Consider the following 17,908-nt stretch of genomic DNA (forward strand, 5'->3'; position numbering starts at 1 on the left):
TGGTTTCCACCCAACAAAAGAATTCGCTTTACGGGCTCCCATTTATCGCTCATAGTGTACCCTTTAGACCAACTCGAAATCATTAATTACGCACAAAATATCATCGGGAGGCAATTTCATTAAGTAGTCTATGATGGAAACCTTTAATGCACTCGGGTTGTTGACAAAATACAAATCATAGCCCTGAACTTTGAAATCAGCCTTACTGTAAATAGCTTGCCCACCCATAAGATTATAATAGCGAGACATTCCCTTAGCTTCCAAAATAGCTTGAATACGATGCTCTTTTCGCAATGTACAAGTGGCTGAGAACGACTCTGAAGACTTTTCCCAATCCAAATTCATATTCAGGTATTGACACGTACGCACGATAGAATCTATAGCGATGTCGGCCGCCGTTTCGTGGGGCTGCTCCAGCACTTCGCTGACAAGTGAGTAAGCTCTATCAAAATAGGGCGCCCCCCTATAACAATGCCATACACTATTCAGCAACTTCTGCTTCCATCGAATGTCGTCAAGCAGTTTGATGTCGCAAATTTTTTTGTTGATAGACGCTTTTTGCAGAGGAACAATGATAGAAGCACCATTGTCAAGCACGTTCTTATTTATCCAGCCTTTCTTTATATACTGTACGTCATCAAAGAAGACGAACTCTTTCGCCACCATTGCTAAGCTGTAATAACCAAGATAAGGGAAAAAATAAGGCTGCATAATAGCCAAGCTATCGTTGGCGTTTCGAACATTCATCGAGCACCCATACCGATAACAGAGACAATGAAATCAACAGCTTCCAAAGGCAGTTCAGTAAAAACAGGAAGACACAAGACCCTTTCGGATATTGCTTTTGCATTTTCCACGCCGTCGCTGCGTGAAACTCCTCGGTAAACGCTGTGATCATTAATGAGAGGATAAAAATACCGCCGCGCGTGGATATCCGCTTGCTTCAAGATATGGTATAGCGCATCTCTTGATAGGGGATAGTCATCCTCGATAATCACGGGAAAATAAGCATAGTTTTCAACACACTGCCCCACAGGCTTTGGCAGCCGAATACCTTTTATTCTATCCAGACCTGTGCGATAACGGCCATCAATTAGTCTGCGTTTTTCTATGGCCTGATGAATATGCTTTAGCTGCAGCAGACCAAAAGCGGCGTTGATCTCGCTCATTTTGCCATTGATGCCCGATGCCACCACCGTCGTCTCGTTGACGATACCGAAATTCTTGAGGTTATCGATATGTCGCTTGGTCTTGGCATCAGGACAGACTATGGCGCCGCCCTCGAAAGTGTTGAAGACCTTGGTGGCGTGGAAGCTGATCGCGCTCAGATCACCATGACGCAGAATGCTGCCGCCTTCGTCCTCGACACCGAAGGCATGCGCGGCGTCGTAGATCACCTTGAGGTTGTAGGTATCGGCAATCTCCTGGATCGCTGCGACATCGCAGGGGTTGCCGTAACAGTGCACGGGCATGATCGCGGTCGTTCGCGGCGTGATGGCCGCCTCGACCTTCTCGGGGTCGAGATTGAACGTCTGCGGATCGATATCGACGAAGACCGGCGTGATGCCGTTCCAGAGCAGAGAATGTCCGGTAGCCACGAACGAAAACGGCGTAGTGATCACCTCGCCACTGATTCTGAGCGCTTGCAGCGCGGTAAGCAGCGCAATGGTGCCGTTGTTGAACAGCGCGATCTCCGGCACGCCCAGGTAATCACGGAGTTCTGCTTCGAGCTGCCGGTGCATGGGCCCGTTGTTGGTCAGCTTCTTGCTCGCCCATATCTGTTCGAGATAGGGAATGAACTCGTCAAGCGGTGGCAGGTAGGGCTCGGTGACATAGATGGGTTTGTCGTTCATGGATGACCTTCTGAGATTACCCATCAAGGTAGACGATGGTGGGCCTATCGCCGCTGAATGCCGATGACGTGAACAGGCCAAGCGATACTCAACTTGGTCGGGCGTTCCTTTCGGGTCGAGACAGCCCGTCACGTCACCTTGGGATGGAACCCGGCCGGCACACTCTCGACCAGAACAGCATGCCCGCATCGGCGACGAGCGTTACGGCGAATAAGTGCCTCTATGCGCTCCAGTTCGTCGCTTATCGGGGAGCAGAGAGTTTCGCTCAATACGCGGGCTTCAGAGGCAAGCGGATGATGAGCGACAGCCACATCGGGCAGGCCGCCTCGATACGTGCCCTGATTTCATTCGGCCGCCCGGTCAGCGTTGACCTCCTCAATCTCTTCGTCGCTCTGCGCCGTAGCTGTCGGAACCGCCGAGCTATCCCGGCGCTCGGTGCCAAACGCCTCGCGCAGCACGGCGTGCTCGGCGTTCATATCGATGTTGCCGTGGAAGGCAGCGCCATCCTCGAGGATCAGTCCGGGCGCGTAGAGCTCGCCCTGCACCTCGGCCGTGGCTTTCAAGGTGATCCGCTCGGCAGCGATCAACTGCCCTTCGACTCGCCCTTTCACCGTGATTTCTCGGGCAATCAGGCGACCCTCTATCTGGCCATCACTGCCAACCGTCACCGCATGATGAGGAAAGCTGACATCACCGACGATTCGGCCTTCGATCAGCAGGTCCTCGTCGCCGTTGACATCGCCACGAATCGTAGTCTTGGCGCCAATTCGCGACATGCCGTGTAGCGTTTGGGTAGGCTCGTTACCACGAACCGGGGCGCTGGCTGCGTCACTCGAGTTGGTCTGGCGGAGCGCTTGGCTGGATTTCGGAAACATCGGACAGCTCTCGATCAGGGGTTGGCGATATCCGGGCGCATGCCGCCCGAACGCTGAATCAATACTTCATCGGCGATCGTGTAGATATCTTGATTACGGGTAACCTCAATCACCCGCTCCGCCCGACGCGCTACTCACTCCTTTCGAGGATCGCCACTACCCTGACGTTGATGATTCGACAGGCGCAATGGTTAACGTCTCGGCATGCCACCGGAACGCCGCGGACACCTTCAGATTTGCCTATCAGCGCCGATACAAGGTTCAAGTACTCCGATCAAGATGGTGGGCGGAACCCACCCTGCACTTTGCCATCGCCGGGGGGCCGACGAGGGCGCCCGAACGGTCGCGGCTCTTGGCTTATAGAACGAACACGAATAAAGGCGCGTCTCGAGCACAGGAAGAGGACAGCATGGATTTGGGAGAGTGGCTTCTACTGGGCGGCCTGAGCTGCTGCTTACTGCTGCTGGTCGATGGCTACCGTCGAGCTCGCCGACGGCGTGGGCACGTGCTGTCAGCGGCAACATCGTCAGCGCTACCGACGCGCCAGATCGAAAGCGGGCGTGCCGAGCCTGATCGAGCGCCGACCCTAGCGGAAGCGCCCTCTGCCCCTTCGCCCGCCCCGTCTCCAGCGCCGGCCGGCTCGTCATCCAGCCTCGAGAGTCACGCCGCAGCGACGTTGATCGGGTCCAGCATGACTGTGATCGGCGATATCGACTGCGCCGAACCGATCCATATCGAGGGCCGGCTCGACGGCATATTGGCCGCCGATGAACACCACGTCGTCGTCGGCGCACAGGCCGAGGTCGGCCCGCAGTTGAGTGCTGGCACGCTGCACATTGCCGGTCAGGTATCGGGTGAGCAGCGTGTGCGGGGTACGGCGATGATCGTCTCTGGCGCACGAGTGCAAGGCACGCTCACGGCGCATCGCTTGCAATGTGACGAGGGCGCGACCCTGTCAGGGAACATCAATGTCGGCGACCATCGCTTGGGCGACCCGCGGCATTGAAGCGATCACTCAACAAAAATGGCTGACAGCGGCTGAATGCTGGCAGCAGAGGCCTCTGATCCAAGTATCGCAACGGAGTGACAAGCCATGCCCAGCCCCATCGATCTCAACACACTATCGCTCAACCTGGGAACCGGGAGCTCGCCGCAGCAGCGCCTCGATACCCTGATGCAGCAGGCGCGGCAGAATCTGCCCTTCGCTCAGGAGGCCAGTGCAGCCGCTAACGATGAGGAGCGCAAGGGCAAGGGCTACTTGAGCGACCAGATCAACGAGCTCAACGCCGTGATGTATCAGTACGGCCTGCGCTTCGAGCTGAGTGACTTCGACAGCCAAGTGATCACACAGGTCGTCGACCGAGCCACCGGTGAGGTCATCCGTCAGATCCCCTCGGAAGAGATGCTGCGCATCGCCCAGGCTTTCGCCGACGATCAGGGACGCCTGGTAGACGCCTCGGCCTGACGTCAGGTTCAGCCCCGTCACTGGCTGGCTCGCTGAGACGACACGATATCGTGGGGCACGGGATAGAACCCGCGGCGCAAGGTCCCGAACTCGTCGAATCGCGCAACAGCGCTTACGCTGAGGTCACGACTGATGGCCGAGGGAGCGGCGAGATGATGGCGCGATGGGTGGTGACATGCATGATGACATGGGTAGGGAAACGGAGAACGCCATCGATGGCGCGCTCGCTGCGTGCCCTGCGAAGCTTGAGGGGAGCAGGAGCCTGGCTACTGCTGAGCCTGGCGCTGGGCGGCTGCTCGACCTATGTCAACGCGCCCGACGATGCCGGCGCCGCGGCAGCCCGCACACCACAGGGGCTCGACTACCAGGTTCTGCATGACCAGCGCTTCACCCCGACGGACTGGCCGCAGGCGCTGATGGCGGATGTCTATCTACCCGATACCCCTGGCACCGAGCTGCGCCCGGCAGTGATGATGGTTCACGGCGGTGGTTGGGAGGGGCGCTCGAAAGACGACATGACCCCGATCGCCAAGCGCTTCGTCCGCCAGGGCTACGTGGTGATCAACGTCAGCTACCGTTTCGCCCCAGAGTTCCGCTTTCCGGCGCAGTTGCACGATCTGCAGCTGGCGCGTCACTGGATCGACGCCCACGCCAGCGAGTGGCGAATCGACCCGGATCGCATCGCCGGTCTGGGCTACTCCTCCGGCGCCCACCTGGTCAGCCTGCTCGCCCTGGTGGCCGGCACCGACAGCCCGCTCGATCGCCCCTACGGTGGCCAAGACACCGGCTTCGCCGCGGTGGTCTCCGGAGGCACCCCGGCAGATCTACGGCTCTGGGACAGCGGCCGATTGCTGATCCAGTTGCTGGGTGGCACCAAGGAGGAACTCCCTGAAGCCTATGCCGCCGCATCGCCGCTGGCCCATGTCCACGCTGGTGCCCCGCCCTTCTTTTTGTTCCATGGCACCTGGGACGACCTGGTGCCGCCCGAGCACGCCCGGGTGCTGTTCAGCGCCCTGCAATCACACGGCGTCCACGCCGAGCTCTACTGGATGCGCTGGCGCGGCCATATTACCGCCTTCCTGCTGCGTGGCGATGCCGAAGCGGCGGCGCTCGATTTTCTCGCCCGCGAGATGCCGGCCAATTGAGTACGTTCAGCGGCGGCCCGCTTGCATGCACTCCGGCGAGCGCGCACCATTATCGCTTCCAACGATAAGCTTATGAACAGAGGCCGAAAACACGATGAGCCGATGGCGCCGATGGCTCGCTAGCGAGCCCCGCGAACGGATTCGGCTGCGCGCGCGCATCGCCGGCTATTTTCCCATCACCACCTGGCTGCCTTACTACAATCGTCATCTGCTCGGCGAGGATCTGATCGCGGCGGTCATCGTGACCCTGATGGTGATACCGCAGGCGCTGGCCTATGCCATTCTCGCCGGGTTGCCGGCGGTCACCGGGCTCTATGCCAGTATGCTGCCGCTGATCGCCTATACCCTGTTCGGCACCAGCCGCACCCTCGCCGTCGGCCCCATGGCGATCGTCTCGCTGATGACCGCCGCGGCGCTGTCACCGCTGTTCGTGCCCGGCAGCGTCGCCTACAGCCAGGGGGCGGTCACCCTGGCGCTGCTCTCGGGGCTGATTCTGGCACTCATGGGGCTGCTGCGGCTGGGTTTCTTCGCCAACTTCCTGAGTCACCCGGTGGTCTCGGGCCTGCTGACCGCCTCGGGCGTGCTGATCGCCGCCAGCCAGATCGCCAGCCTCATGGGGATCGGCGGCTCAGGCTTCACGCTGCTCGACCAGCTCCTGCACATCCTGCGCCATCTCGACCAGTTGCACTGGCCCACGCTGGGCCTGGGGCTGAGCGCGCTGCTGTTTCTGCTGCTGATGCGCCGCGCCGCACCGTTACTGCGCCGCCTGGGGCTTGCCGCCGGCACCGCCACCTTCATCGTGCGCCTGGGACCGGTGATGGCGGTGGCCATCACCACGCTACTCTCGTGGACGCTCGACCTGCCCGCCCTGGGCGTGGCCGTGGTCGGCGAGATTCCCGCCCACCTGCCGCCGCTCAGCCTGCCCTCGCTCGACCCGTCAGTGTGGCGCGAGCTGCTGCTGCCGGCCTTTCTGATCAGCGTAGTGGGATTCATCGAGTCGGTGTCGCTGGCGCAGATGCTGGCCGCGCGGCGGCGCGAGCGCATCTCGCCCGATCAGGAGCTGATCGGCCTGGGCAGCGCCAACCTCGCCGCCGCCTTCACCTCGGGCATGCCGGTCACCGGCAGCCTGTCGCGGACCGTGATCAACTTCGATGCCGGTGCGCGGACCCCCGCCGCCGGCGCGCTGGCGGCGCTCGGCGTGGGCCTGGTGATCCTGTGCCTGACGCCGCTGATCGCCTATCTGCCGATCGCCACCCTGGCCGCCAGCATCATCGTCTCAGCGATGACCCTGGTCGACCTGCCCGGGCTCAAGCGAACCTGGCGCTACTCACAAAGCGACTTCGCCGCCATGCTGATCACCATCGTGCTCACCTTCCTGGAGGGCGTCGAGGCTGGTGTGATGGCCGGGGTGGGCGTGTCGCTGGCGCTCTATCTGTATCGCACCAGCCGTCCGCACACCGCGGTGGTGGGCCGGTTGCCGGGCACCGAACACTTTCGCAACGTGCGCCGCCACGAGGCCGAGATCGATGCCGAGATAGCGCTGCTGCGGATCGACGAAAGTCTCTATTTCGCCAATGCGCGCTATCTCGAGGATACCGTCTACGCGCTGATCGCCGATCGCCCGGCCATGCGCCATCTGGTGCTCATCTGCTCGGCGGTCAACATGATCGACGCCTCGGCGCTGGAGAGCCTGGAAGCGATCAACGCGCGCCTGGCCGACTCCCAGATCGCGCTCAATCTGGCCGAGGTCAAGGGTCCGGTGATGGACCGGCTCAAGAAGAGCGACTTTCTCGACCATCTGAGCGGCGAGGTCTACCTCAGCACCTACGCCGCCTGGACCGAGCTGCGCCACCGCCTGGACGACGAGGCCCGAGCCGGCGCCGAATCACCGGACGCCACCAGGTGAGGTCTTAAAGGGTGTTTACAAATTCGACGAGCGAAGGCGAGACAAGGCGAAATCGGCCGAAAAGACGGAGTTTACGGGGTGTAAATGAGTACTTTGAGGTCGACTTCAACGCCGTATCGTCGAGCGCAGACATTTTGTAAACACCCTCTTAGGCATCGGCGAACCCGCTGCCGATAACATGCCCCGGTCTCTCCAGCCCTTCGCGACGACGCAGGATCGGCAGCAGCAGATAACAGGTCGCCAGCGGACGGCGGTCGGTCTTGCCCAGTGGGCTCTTCTCACGCGAGTAGGGGCGATTGTCCGCGGTCAGCGTGGCATACCAGCCGCCACGAGCGCCGTCGATCATATGCTGGCCGCAGTAGTCGGCGATGCGATCGTACCAGCGCCAGTAGCGCGGCTGCCCGGTGGCATCGGCGAGCAGCGCCGCGGCCGCCAGGCTCTCCGCCTGGACCCAGTGCTGCTTGTCCCGATTGACCACCTCCCGGCGCATGTCCACGCCGCTGACCAGCCCGCCATGCAGGCTATCCCAACCCGCCTCCATCGCGCCGACAAATAGCGATCCGGCGGTGTCCAGCAGCCAGCCGCGCGCACTCGGCGCCCACGCCGCGAGTCGCGTCATCAGCTTGGCCCACTGGGCGAGATGGCCGACCTGGAAGCCCCAGGGGCGGTAGCGATCATCGGGGCGGTCACGGTGCAGCTCGAAATCCACCCGCCAGTCGCGATCGAAGTGCTCCCACAGCCAGCCGCCGGCGAGCGGTGCCAACTGCTGCCAGACGCTGCGGGTCACGCTCAGCGCCCGCGCCAGAGGCTCGTCATGGCTGCTCACCGCCTGGCAGGCCAGCAGTGCCTCACACATCTCCAGGTTGGCAAGTTGACTGCGATAGGTCGCGAGCCGCCAGCGCGCATCCGCCGAGTCGGCGTAGCGTGCGCTGCCGGTTTCGTAGAGATGTTTGTCGATCAGTGCCCGCACCCGCGCAAGCCCCGCTGCCGCCTCGCCGATGCCGGCGTCCAGGGCTACCGCGTAGGCCTCGAGCACCCGCGCCAGCCCCAGACAGCGCTGGGTCTCGTCTTCCGGCGTGGCGCCGTCGAGCAGCCAGGCGTAGCCCTGGGTTCGCGTCTGGTAGTGATGCTCTTCGAGAAAACGCAGACCGTGGCGCGCCCAGTGCAGATACTCCGGCTCGCCGCGATACACCGCGTAGCGCGCATAGTTGATCACGAAGCCGGCGCTGGAGAGCAGATGGCGACGCTGGGGCTGAAGCCGTTCGCCACTATCGGTGAAGGCGTGGAAGAAGCCTGCCTGGGTATCGATGCACCGCGGGTGATAGAACCCCATCAGACTATCGATGTGATGAGCGACTTGTGAGGCTGAGGTCAACGGCATGGGCAAAGCATCCTTAGGATCGCTCCGTCTGGTTTAGCCTGCCGGCCCGTGCGATGCAATGCGCCTCTGGTCGTGCTTCTCAAGACGTCGATATTTTCGTTCAATATCGATATCTCATCTTCACTCATCGTCTCGGCCGACTCGCCATGCCATCCGACACACCCCAGGGCGCTATCAGCGCCGCGCCTCAGAGTGCCGAAGCCGCCTACGCCGCCCTCAAGCGCGATCTCGTCCGGGGCCACTACGCCCCGACGGAGAAGCTGCTGATGAACGAACTCAAGGCGCGCTACGCCATCGGTGTGGGGCCACTGCGCGAAGCGCTGACCCGCCTGGTGGGCGAGCGCCTGGTGACCAGTGTCAACCAGCGCGGCTACCGCGTCGCGCCGATGTCGCTGAGCGAGCTCGAAGCGCTCTACGATGCGCGTGCCGAACTCGAGGGCCTGCTTACCCGGCTGGCCATCGAACGCGGCGATGACGCCTGGGAGGCGGCGATCCTGGCCGCAGCGCATCGCCTGTCTCGGGTCAGCGAGCTGCACTCGGGTGATGACATGCTCGATCTTTGGGATGCCCGCCATCAGGCGCTGCATGCGGCAATCGTCGACGGCTGCGGCTGCCCACCGCTACTGCAGGCACGCGCGGCGCTGTTCGATCAGGCCCAGCGCTATCGCCACCTGTGGCTGCACCAGACGGTCTTCTCGGCCGAGGCGCTGGCCGCCAAGCGAGTCGAACACGCGGCACTGATCGAGCGCGTTCTGGCACGCGACGCCGAGGGTGCCGCGGGCGCACTGCGTGACCATCTGCTGACCCCGGTGGCGATCATTCAGCGGCGGCTGACGGAGCGTGGCTGGGCGTAGACGGCATCAGCCGATCACGCCACGCTCGCGCAGCGCTTCCCAGTCCGCGGCGCCAGGGCCCAGCCACCCTTCGAGCACGGCGAGGGTATGCTCGCCCAACCGTGGCGGCATCCCCGACGCACCCAGGCGCTCGCCATCCAGCTTGATGGGGTTGCCAACCAGACGCGCGACGCGGCCATCGTCGCCACGGCGTTCGATCTGCATCCCGCGATGGCGCACCTGCGGGTCGTCGAAGACCTGGTCCAGGGTATTGATCGGCCCGCTCGGCACCCCCGCCCGTTCCAGCGCCAATAACCAGTCGTCGCGGCGGCGCTCGACCAGGCGCGCCGCCAATTGCGCCACCAGCAGCTCGCGGTGCGCCACCCGGGCGGCGTTGGTGGCAAAGCGCGGGTCGTCCGCCAGCGCCGCCAACGAAAGCACCTCGCACAGGCGCCGGAACTGGGCGTCGTTGCCCACGGTGATGATCAGATGGCCATCGGCGGCGGCGAACGCCTGATAGGGCACGATATTGGGATGAGCGTTGCCCAGGCGCTGGGGCACATCAGCGCTGGTGAGATAGTTGAGCGCCTGATTGGCCAGCACCCCAACCTGGACGTCGAGCAGCGCCATGTCGATATAGGCACCCTTGCCATCGTGTTCACGCCGGCGCAGTGCCGCCAGGATGGCGTTGGCGGCATACAGCCCGGTAAAGATATCGGTGAGGGCCACGCCCACCTTGGTCGGCTCGCCGCCGGCCGCATCGGGCTGCCCGGTGAGGCTCATCAGCCCGCCCATGCCCTGGATCAGGAAGTCGTAACCCGCTCGCGCGGCATAGGGGCCATCCTGACCGAAACCGGTGATCGAGCAGTAGACCAGGCCGGGGTTGTCCGCCTGGAGGCTGGCGTGATCGAGCCCGTAGGCCGCCAGCCCGCCCACCTTGAAGTTCTCGATCAGCACGTCGGCGTGAGCCGCCAGCTGGCGCACCAACGCCTGGCCCTCGGGGTCGGCGAGATCGATCGCCACCGAGCGCTTGCCGCGGTTGGCACTCAGGAAGTAGGCGGACTCCCGGGTCCCCGGCAGCCAGGGCGGCCCCCAGCCGCGGGTATCGTCACCCCGCCCGGGGCGCTCAATCTTGATCACCTCGGCGCCCAGGTCGGCCAGTTGCTGGGTACACCAGGGGCCTGCCAGCACCCGCGACAGGTCGAGCACGCGCAGGCCGGCGAGCGGCGGTTGGGCGTCACTCATGGTCTCACCCGAACGCCTGAATGCCGGTCTGGGCACGCCCCAGGATCAGCGCATGGATATCGTGAGTACCTTCGTAGGTGTTGACCGTCTCCAGGTTGAGCATGTGGCGGATCACCCCGAACTCCAGCGAGATACCGTTGCCGCCGTGCATGTCGCGGGCGGTGCGCGCGATGTTCAGCGCCTTGCCGCTGTGGTTGCGCTTGATCAGCGAGATCATCTCCGGCGTCGCCTTGCCGGCATCGAGCAGCTGCGCGACACGCAGACACGCCTGCAGGCCCAGCGCGATTTCGGTCTGCATGTCGGCCAGTTTGAGCTGGATAAGCTGGTTGGCCGCCAGCGGCCGGCCGAACTGCTGGCGGTCCAGGGTGTACTGACGCGCCGCGTGCCAGCAGAACTCGGCGGCGCCCAGCGTGCCCCAGGCGATACCGAAGCGCGCCTTGTTGAGACAGCCGAACGGCCCGCTCAGACCAGCGGCACCGGGCAGCAGCGCCTCCTCGTCGACGAAGACATCGTCGAGCACGATCTCGCCGGTGACCGACGCCCGCAACGACGCCTTGGCCTGGATGGTAGGCGTTGAGAAACCCGGTGCGCCGCGCTCGACCAGAAAGCCTTTGATGCGCCCCTCATGGGCATCGGATTTGGCCCAAACCACCGCCACATCGGCGATCGGGCTATTCGTGATCCACATCTTCTGGCCGCTGAGCCGGTAGCCGCCGTCGACCTTGCGCGCCCGGGTCTGCAGGCTGCCCGGGTCGGAACCGGCGTTGGGCTCGGTCAGCCCGAAGCAGCCGACCAGCTCACCGCGCGCCAGCCCCGGCAGCCAGCGCTGCTTCTGCGCCTCACTGCCATAGGTCTCGATCGGATACATCACCAGCGACGACTGCACGCTCATGGCCGAGCGGTAGCCGGAATCGACCCGTTCCACTTCGCGCGCGATCAGTCCATAGGCCACGTGACTGGCCCCGGCGCCACCATAGGCTTCACTCACGGTCGCGCCGAGCAGGCCCAGCTCGCCCATCTCGAAGAGAATCTCGCGCTCGAAGCGCTCCGACTCGAACGCCTCCAGCACCCTGGGCTGCAACCGTGTCTGGCAGTAGTCCCGCGCCACCTGCTGGATCTGACGCTCTTCATCGTCGAGCTGCTGGTCGAAGAGCAGCGGATCGTCCCACTGAAAATCGGGCATGGCACACGCCTCCTGGCGCTATGTCGAAAGGAGAGAATGGCGCATGAAGACAGCGCCTTGGCAAAAGCCTACGCCAGGGCTGACAGAAGGGATATGCGAAAAACGTCGATATTCCATATGAAATATCGACGTTTTCATCGGGTCACCGAGACTGCGTGGCATTCAAGACATCGGCTGCAACGCGGCCCCCTGAGCGCCGGGTACCAGTCGCCAGCAGCTATCGCACGCCGGGAGAGCTGCCGGTTCATGCGCCAGCAGCAGCGCGGTGCGCCCGGCCAGCCAGTGCGACAGCGCCGCCTTCACCAGCTGTGCGGTTTGCGCATCCAACCCACTCAGCGGCTCGTCAAGAATCACCAGCGGCGAGTTGCGCAGCATCACCCGCGCCAGCGCCACCCGCCGTGCCTGACCACCGGAGAGCTGACGCCCTTGCTCGCCGACCCAGGTCTCTAGCCCCTGCGGCAGCGCCTCGGCCCACTCGCGCAGGTCTACCTGCTCGAGCACCGCCCAGAGCTGGGCGTCGCTGGCGGCGGGGTCGCCCATGCGCAGATTGGCCGCCAGGGTGTCATGGAACAGCTCGCTGCGCTGGGTGAGATAGCCGATGCGCGCGCGCAGCGACTCCGGCGCCAGTTCGGCGATCTCATGGTCATCGAAGCGCAGTTCGCCGATATCCGGGTCGAAGGCGCGCACCGCCAGTTGCGCCAGCGTCGACTTGCCGCTGCCGGAGGCGCCGATCACCGCGACCTGCTGCCCCGGCGCCAGGGCAAGATCGACCCCGCGCAGAACCCAGCGCCCGCCCTGGCACAACCCGACATCGCGATAGACCAGACTCGGCGCGGCACCACCGCCCTGCAGCGTCATGCCCGCCTGCTCGGGCGCCAGCGCGGTCTGGGCATTGAGGCGCTCCGCCGCGCGCTGGGTCGCGCCGAGCTGGGTGAACGCCATCGGCAAACCGCCGAGGCCCTCCGCCACCGCCAGCGTGCCCAGAGTCAACATCACCATCTGGGCGCCACTCAGCGCAGCGCTCGACAGCGCCGCCAGGCCGAGTGCGAGTACACTCACGGCAGCCAGCTGGATCACCAGCGTGGTCAGCGCGTTGGCTGCTGCGGTGCGCTTGCCCAGTTGGCGCTGATCGTCGAGCAGGCCCTGCTCTTCAGCCCGCCAGTGGCCCAGATGCGTTTCCAGCGCACCATAGGCGGTGAGTTCGGCCAGCCCTTCCACCTGCTCCACCGCACGCACCCGTAGCGCCTCCTGGCGATCCACCCGGCGATGGCTGGCACGCCAGCCCCAAGCCGCGCAGCCCACCGTCAGCACCAACCACAAGGGCACCAACAGCCCCAGCAGTAGCCAACCCGCCACGGGCAGGAACAGCATGGAGAACAGGGCGAAACCGAGAATCGCCGCCAGCGCCACCAGCGGCGGTGCCAGCAGGCGCAGATAGAGGTTATCGAGGGTGTCGATATCCGCAGTGAGACGATTGAGCCACTGCGCGGCGCGGGCGCGGGAGAGCGTGCGCGCGTCCAGCCGCACCAGCCGCGCGAACACCCCACCACGCAGATCCGCCAGCAGGCGTAGAACGGTGTCGTGGTTGTAAAGCCGCTCGAGATAGCGACTCGCGGTACGCGCAACCGCGAAGGCGCGCACCCCACTGCCCGGCGCGAAGACATCGAAGAACACCGGTGCGGAGAGTGCCGCCACCGCGGTGGCGGTGATGAACCAGCCTGAGAGCGACAAAAGGCCCAGCGCGCTCACCAGTGTGGCCAGCATCAGCGCGGCACCGAGCCACAGCCGACCACGCCGTGCACCGAGCACGCCGAGCCATGGGCGCAGGCTACGGTAGAGATGCGTCACGCCAGTTGCCAACGAACTCATGAATGCGAGACCTCCTGCCGAAGAGTGCCGGGTGCACTGACCAGGCGGCCGCCATCGAGGGCGAACACACGATCGGCCATGGCCATGAGCGCCGGATGATGGGTCGCCACCAGCAGTGTGCGACCGCTGGCGGCGAGCCGCTGGAGCGCGGCCACGACCACGCGCTCGGTCTCTGGATCGAGGGCGGCGGTAGGCTCGTCGAGCAGCACCAGGCGTGCCGGCGACAGGAAGATCCGCGCCAGCGCCAGACGCTGCCCCTCGCCCCCGGAAAGCCCCACACCCCGCTCGCCCAGTGGCGTCTCGAGGCCGTGCGCGGCGGCGCGCAGCCAGTCACTCAGCCCGGCCTCTTCCAACGCCTCATGCAGCGCGGTGTCGCTTGCCGTCGGCGCCACCAGACGCAGATTCTCGGCGAGTGTGCCCTGGATGATCAGCGGACGCTGGTCGAGCCACGCGATCGCCGGCCCGGGTGCCACTGCGACCCGGCCGCAGTCGGCGGCGACGAAGCCGGCGATCAGTTGCAGCAGGCTAGACTTGCCGCTGCCGGAGGGGCCAATCAGGGCCACCACCTCGCCGGTTTCCACACGCAGTGAAAGCGGCCCCAGCACCCGCTGGCGGCCGACATGACTGAGTTCGACAGCCTCCAGCTCCACCACCGCCGTCACTGGCGCACTCGACGTTGGCGCCGCTGCCGAGCCCGACTCTGGCACCGGCTCGTCGAGCAGCGCCATCAGCCCTTCCGCCGCCCCCAGCGCCGAGGCACGATCGTGGTAGTGCTGCGACAGCGTGCGCAGCGGCTGAAAGAACTCCGGCGCCAGCAACAGGATGAACAGGCCGCTGAACAGATCCAGCTCGCCGGCCGGGCCGTAGTCGATATAGCCCAGCAGGCCGAGACCGATATAGATCGCCACCACGGCGACGGAGACGGCGGCGAAGAACTCGAGCACCGCCGAGGAGAGAAACGCCACGCGCAGGGTGCGCATGCTGCGCCGCCGATAGTCATGGGCGACGTCGCTCACTTCGGCGGTGGCGCGCTCGCCAAGGCCGAACAGCTGCAGCGTGGTGATCCCGCGCACGCGGTCGAGAAAGTGGCCGGAAAGCCGCGTCACGGCGCGAAACTGCGCCTCGTTCAAGCGTTGCGCGCCCATGCCGATCAGCGCCATGAACAGCGGAATCAGCGGTGCGGCGATCAGCAGCCAGACCGCGGCCAGCCAGTTGAGCCACGCCACCACCGCCAGATAGAGCAGCGGCACCGCCAGCGCCAGCATCACCTGAGGACGAAAACGCGCGTAGTAGCCCTCCAGCGACTCGACCTGGTCGACCAGCTGGCTGGCCAGACCGGCACTGTGCCGGGAGGCCAGGCGCACCGGGCCGAGCGCGTGGAGCTTGGCCAACAGCTGCGCACGCACGGTGCGCTTCACTGCTAACCCGCAGGCCTGGCCGCTCACCTCCTGCCCCCACTGGGCGGCGGCGCGCAGCGTCAACGCCAGCCCCACCACCAGCAGTGCCGGCCACAGCTCGGCGATGCCCTGCTTGGCGATCACCGCCTGGGCGACGATCCAGGCCAGCCCGCCCAACTGAACCAGCGTGGCCAGGGCGGCTAGCAAACCACAGCCCAGCGCACGCCGGTGCCACGGCCGAATGGCCGTGGCCTGGGCCTCCAGCCACGCCCGCGACGGATTGCGCGGACGCGAGCTGGCACCTGAACGCGACGCTCGGCTCAATGGTAGCCCTCGCCGACGCGCACCTTGCCGCGGAATACCCAGTAGGACCAGGCGGTGTAGACCAGCACGATCGGCAGAACGAAGAGCACCCCGATCAGCAGGAAGAACTGCGACTCCGGCGCCGAGGCGGCATCCCACAGGGTTATCTGCGGCGGCACCACATAGGGCCAGCGGCTGACGATCAACCCCAGATAGGTGCACACGAACAGCCCGAGGGTGAGCAGGAAGGCACCGCCTTCACGGCCGTGGCGGTTGCACAGGAAGATCCCCAGCGCGCACAGCAGCGCCCCAGCGGGCAGCAGCCAGATCACCTGCAGGTGATCGAACCAGCGCTCGAACACACCGCGGTCGATCCACGGCGTCCACAGGCTGACGATAGCGAACACCGCGAGTACACCCAGCAGCAGCTTGGGCACCAGCGCCCGCGCCCAGTCACGCACGTGGCCTTCGGACTTGAGCACCAGCCAGGTCGCCCCCAGCAGCGCATAGCCGACCACCAGGCCGAAGCCGGTGAGGATGGTGAACGGCGTCAGCCAGTCGAGGGCACCACCGACATAGACCCCATTGGCGGTCTCGAAGCCCTGGATATAGGCGCCGACGACGCAGCCCTGGGCAAAGGCCGCGAGGAACGAGCCGCCGGCGAAGGAGAGACTCCAGTAGCGCTTGGAGCGGTGCGACTTGAAGCGGAACTCGAACGCCACGCCGCGGAAGATCAGCCCCGCCAGCATCAGGAACACGCCCAGGTAAAGCGCCGGCAGCAAAATGGTGTAGACCAGCGGGAAGGCGCCGATCAGCCCGGCGCCGCCGAGGATCAGCCAGGTCTCGTTGCCGTCCCATACCGGCGCCACCGAGTTCATCATCACATCGCGGGCATCCTCGTCCGGCGCGAACGGGAAGAGAATACCCAAGCCCAGGTCGAAGCCATCCATGAGCACGTACATGATCACGCCGACCGCGATGATGACCGCCCAGATCAGAGAGAGATCGAACATTTGCATGCGCTTAGCTCCTGGAGGCCGAAGTATGGCCGTCGAACGGCACGTGGGTGGCGGAGAGCGGCCGCGCCGGGCGATCCGCGTCGTGAATCTCCTCGTCCGGATCGAGCTCGTCGAGCCCCTGGCGAATCACCTTGAACAGGTAGTAGACCCCGGAGACGAAGATCACCGCGTAGACCGTGATGTAGCCGATCAGCGTCACCAGCACCATCCAGCCGGAGAGCGACGGCGTCACCGCATCCTTGTAGGAGAGCACGTTGTAGACCAGCCACGGCGAACGTCCGATCTCGGTGACGAACCAGCCCGAGAGCACCGCCAGGAACGGCGCCAGGCTCATGAACTGCAGCCCGCGCAAATAGAACCGCGAGGTGTAGAGGCGCCCGCCCTTACGCAGGAACAGCCCGGCCAGCGCGAAGGCGATCATCAGAAGCCCCATCGCCACCATCACCCGGAAGCTGTAGAACACCATCCACACCGGCGGCTGCTGCGACTCGGGAATCTCCTTGAGCCCCGGCACCACGCCGTTGGGATCGTGTCGCAGGATCAGGCTGGCGCCGTTGGGGATGCCGATCTCCATGCGGTTGGCCTGCAGCTCGCGATCCGGCAGCGCGAACAGCAGCAGCGGCACGTTGGACTGGGTATCCCAGTTGCCCTCCATCGCCGCCACCTTCATCGGCTGGTGCTCGAGCGTGTTGAGACCGTGCTCGTCGCCGACGAAGGCCTGCAGCGGCGCCAGGATCAGCAGCAGCCACAGTGTCATCGACAGCGCCCGGCGGTGAGCCTCGACGTCACGCCCGCGGATCAGGAACCAGGCGCTGACACCGCACACCACGAAACCGCCGGTAAGGAAGGCCGCCAGCGCCATGTGCGCGAAGCGATAAGGGAAGGATGGCGTGAACATCGCCTCCATCCACGAGGTCACGTGGGCCACGCCCTCACGAATCTCGAAGCCCTGCGGAGTCTGCATCCAGCTGTTGGAGACCAGAATCCAGAAGGCCGAGATGAAGGTGCCCACCGCCACCATCAGCGCGGCGAAGAAGTGCACCGAAGGCGACACCCGGTGGCGGCCGAACAGCAGCACGCCGAGAAAGCCCGCCTCGAGGAAGAAGGCCGTGATCACCTCGTAGCTGAGCAGCGGCCCGATGATGTTGGCCGCGAAGCGTACGAAGTTGCTCCAGTTGGTACCGAACTGAAACGCCATCACGATGCCCGAGACCACGCCGATACCGAACACCACGGCGAAGATCTTGGTCCAGAAGTAGCCCAGGCGATCCCACACCGCGTTGCCGGTAGCGACATAGAGCCCCTGCAGCACGGCGACATAGGAGGCCAGGCCGATGGTGAACACCGGAAAGATGGCGTGGAAGGAGACCACGAAAGCGAACTGCAATCGTGAGAGTAGGATGGGATCTAGTGCCATGGCTGGCTCCTCGGATG

15 protein-coding genes are annotated in these 17,908 nt (G+C 64.6%); 5 read left to right on the forward strand and 10 right to left on the reverse strand.

The window, feature by feature from the left end; all coding sequences use genetic code 11:
- Positions 1-63 precede the first annotated feature (63 nt).
- The 3 genes from QO259_RS09015 to QO259_RS09025 form a co-directional block, all read right to left on the reverse strand.
- Positions 64-747 carry a WbqC family protein gene (locus QO259_RS09015; protein WP_285952560.1) on the reverse strand — a complete coding sequence of 228 codons (684 nt, stop codon included), beginning with the start codon at positions 745-747 and terminating at the stop codon, positions 64-66.
- A complete protein-coding gene (locus tag QO259_RS09020) occupies positions 744-1,853 on the reverse strand; it encodes a DegT/DnrJ/EryC1/StrS family aminotransferase (RefSeq protein WP_285952561.1) in 1,110 nt (369 codons plus the stop codon). Before QO259_RS09020 ends, QO259_RS09015 begins: the two co-directional genes overlap by 4 nt.
- 344 nt (positions 1,854-2,197) lie before the next feature.
- Positions 2,198-2,728 carry a bactofilin family protein gene (locus QO259_RS09025; RefSeq protein WP_285952562.1) on the reverse strand — a complete coding sequence of 177 codons (531 nt, stop codon included), beginning with the start codon at positions 2,726-2,728 and terminating at the stop codon, positions 2,198-2,200.
- A 409-nt stretch (positions 2,729-3,137) separates the two neighbouring features.
- Between QO259_RS09025 and QO259_RS09030 the strand changes: the two genes are divergently transcribed.
- The 4 genes from QO259_RS09030 to QO259_RS09045 all read left to right on the forward strand — a co-directional run bounded on the left by QO259_RS09030 (position 3,138) and on the right by QO259_RS09045 (position 7,244).
- The gene (locus QO259_RS09030; protein WP_285952563.1) at positions 3,138-3,734 is read left to right on the forward strand and encodes a bactofilin family protein; all 597 of its coding nucleotides are present in this window, start codon (positions 3,138-3,140) and stop codon (positions 3,732-3,734) included.
- 87 nt (positions 3,735-3,821) lie between these two features.
- On the forward strand, positions 3,822-4,193 hold the full coding sequence (locus QO259_RS09035) for a flagellar protein FlaG (protein ID WP_207035843.1): 372 nt from the start codon (positions 3,822-3,824) through the stop codon (positions 4,191-4,193).
- A gap of 215 nt (positions 4,194-4,408) precedes the next feature.
- Positions 4,409-5,338, forward strand: coding sequence for an alpha/beta hydrolase (locus tag QO259_RS09040; RefSeq protein ID WP_285952564.1), 930 nt, complete (start codon positions 4,409-4,411; stop codon positions 5,336-5,338).
- Positions 5,339-5,432: 94 nt separating this feature from the next.
- The gene (locus QO259_RS09045; RefSeq protein ID WP_285952565.1) at positions 5,433-7,244 is read left to right on the forward strand and encodes a SulP family inorganic anion transporter; all 1,812 of its coding nucleotides are present in this window, start codon (positions 5,433-5,435) and stop codon (positions 7,242-7,244) included.
- A 148-nt stretch (positions 7,245-7,392) separates the two neighbouring features.
- Here QO259_RS09045 and QO259_RS09050 read toward each other — a convergent pair whose 3' ends face one another.
- Positions 7,393-8,625 carry an AGE family epimerase/isomerase gene (locus tag QO259_RS09050; protein WP_285952566.1) on the reverse strand — a complete coding sequence of 411 codons (1,233 nt, stop codon included), beginning with the start codon at positions 8,623-8,625 and terminating at the stop codon, positions 7,393-7,395.
- A gap of 146 nt (positions 8,626-8,771) precedes the next feature.
- Between QO259_RS09050 and csiR the strand changes: the two genes are divergently transcribed.
- Complete coding sequence (gene csiR / locus QO259_RS09055; protein ID WP_285952567.1) at positions 8,772-9,479, forward strand: DNA-binding transcriptional regulator CsiR; 708 nt, start codon at positions 8,772-8,774, stop codon at positions 9,477-9,479.
- 6 nt (positions 9,480-9,485) lie between these two features.
- On the opposite strand, the gene QO259_RS09060 is transcribed toward csiR, so the two are convergent.
- From QO259_RS09060 to QO259_RS09085, 6 genes are all read right to left on the reverse strand, one after another.
- Positions 9,486-10,703, reverse strand: coding sequence for a CaiB/BaiF CoA transferase family protein (locus tag QO259_RS09060; RefSeq protein ID WP_285952568.1), 1,218 nt, complete (start codon positions 10,701-10,703; stop codon positions 9,486-9,488).
- Between the two features lie 4 nt (positions 10,704-10,707).
- The gene (locus QO259_RS09065) at positions 10,708-11,886 is read right to left on the reverse strand and encodes an acyl-CoA dehydrogenase (protein WP_285952569.1); all 1,179 of its coding nucleotides are present in this window, start codon (positions 11,884-11,886) and stop codon (positions 10,708-10,710) included.
- A gap of 162 nt (positions 11,887-12,048) precedes the next feature.
- Positions 12,049-13,755: a thiol reductant ABC exporter subunit CydC gene (gene cydC, locus QO259_RS09070; protein ID WP_285952570.1), complete on the reverse strand. Its 1,707-nt coding sequence runs from the start codon at positions 13,753-13,755 to the stop codon at positions 12,049-12,051.
- A complete protein-coding gene (cydD, locus tag QO259_RS09075; protein WP_285952571.1) occupies positions 13,752-15,476 on the reverse strand; it encodes a thiol reductant ABC exporter subunit CydD in 1,725 nt (574 codons plus the stop codon). Before cydD ends, cydC begins: the two co-directional genes overlap by 4 nt.
- Positions 15,473-16,474, reverse strand: coding sequence for a cytochrome d ubiquinol oxidase subunit II (cydB, locus tag QO259_RS09080; RefSeq protein ID WP_035471752.1), 1,002 nt, complete (start codon positions 16,472-16,474; stop codon positions 15,473-15,475). The genes cydD and cydB overlap by 4 nt, the downstream gene beginning before the upstream one ends.
- A 4-nt stretch (positions 16,475-16,478) precedes the next feature.
- Complete coding sequence (locus QO259_RS09085; RefSeq protein ID WP_035471750.1) at positions 16,479-17,891, reverse strand: cytochrome ubiquinol oxidase subunit I; 1,413 nt, start codon at positions 17,889-17,891, stop codon at positions 16,479-16,481.
- Between the last annotated feature and the right edge of the window lie 17 nt (positions 17,892-17,908).

The sequence above is a fragment of the Salinicola sp. JS01 genome (assembly GCF_030284585.1).
Classification (GTDB): Bacteria; Pseudomonadota; Gammaproteobacteria; order Pseudomonadales; family Halomonadaceae; genus Salinicola.

Coding starts and splice junctions, on each gene's coding strand:
- QO259_RS09065 (WP_285952569.1), bottom strand. CDS start 11,886: ATGCCCGATTTTCAGTGGGACGATCCGCTGCTCTTCGACCAGCAGCTC.
- QO259_RS09045 (WP_285952565.1), top strand. CDS start 5,433: ATGAGCCGATGGCGCCGATGGCTCGCTAGCGAGCCCCGCGAACGGATT.
- QO259_RS09030 (WP_285952563.1), top strand. CDS start 3,138: ATGGATTTGGGAGAGTGGCTTCTACTGGGCGGCCTGAGCTGCTGCTTA.
- cydB (WP_035471752.1), bottom strand. CDS start 16,474: ATGCAAATGTTCGATCTCTCTCTGATCTGGGCGGTCATCATCGCGGTC.
- QO259_RS09050 (WP_285952566.1), bottom strand. CDS start 8,625: ATGCCGTTGACCTCAGCCTCACAAGTCGCTCATCACATCGATAGTCTG.
- QO259_RS09025 (WP_285952562.1), bottom strand. CDS start 2,728: ATGTTTCCGAAATCCAGCCAAGCGCTCCGCCAGACCAACTCGAGTGAC.
- csiR (WP_285952567.1), top strand. CDS start 8,772: ATGCCATCCGACACACCCCAGGGCGCTATCAGCGCCGCGCCTCAGAGT.
- QO259_RS09060 (WP_285952568.1), bottom strand. CDS start 10,703: ATGAGTGACGCCCAACCGCCGCTCGCCGGCCTGCGCGTGCTCGACCTG.
- QO259_RS09040 (WP_285952564.1), top strand. CDS start 4,409: ATGGCGCGCTCGCTGCGTGCCCTGCGAAGCTTGAGGGGAGCAGGAGCC.
- QO259_RS09085 (WP_035471750.1), bottom strand. CDS start 17,891: ATGGCACTAGATCCCATCCTACTCTCACGATTGCAGTTCGCTTTCGTG.
- QO259_RS09015 (WP_285952560.1), bottom strand. CDS start 747: ATGAATGTTCGAAACGCCAACGATAGCTTGGCTATTATGCAGCCTTAT.
- QO259_RS09035 (WP_207035843.1), top strand. CDS start 3,822: ATGCCCAGCCCCATCGATCTCAACACACTATCGCTCAACCTGGGAACC.
- cydC (WP_285952570.1), bottom strand. CDS start 13,755: ATGAGTTCGTTGGCAACTGGCGTGACGCATCTCTACCGTAGCCTGCGC.
- QO259_RS09020 (WP_285952561.1), bottom strand. CDS start 1,853: ATGAACGACAAACCCATCTATGTCACCGAGCCCTACCTGCCACCGCTT.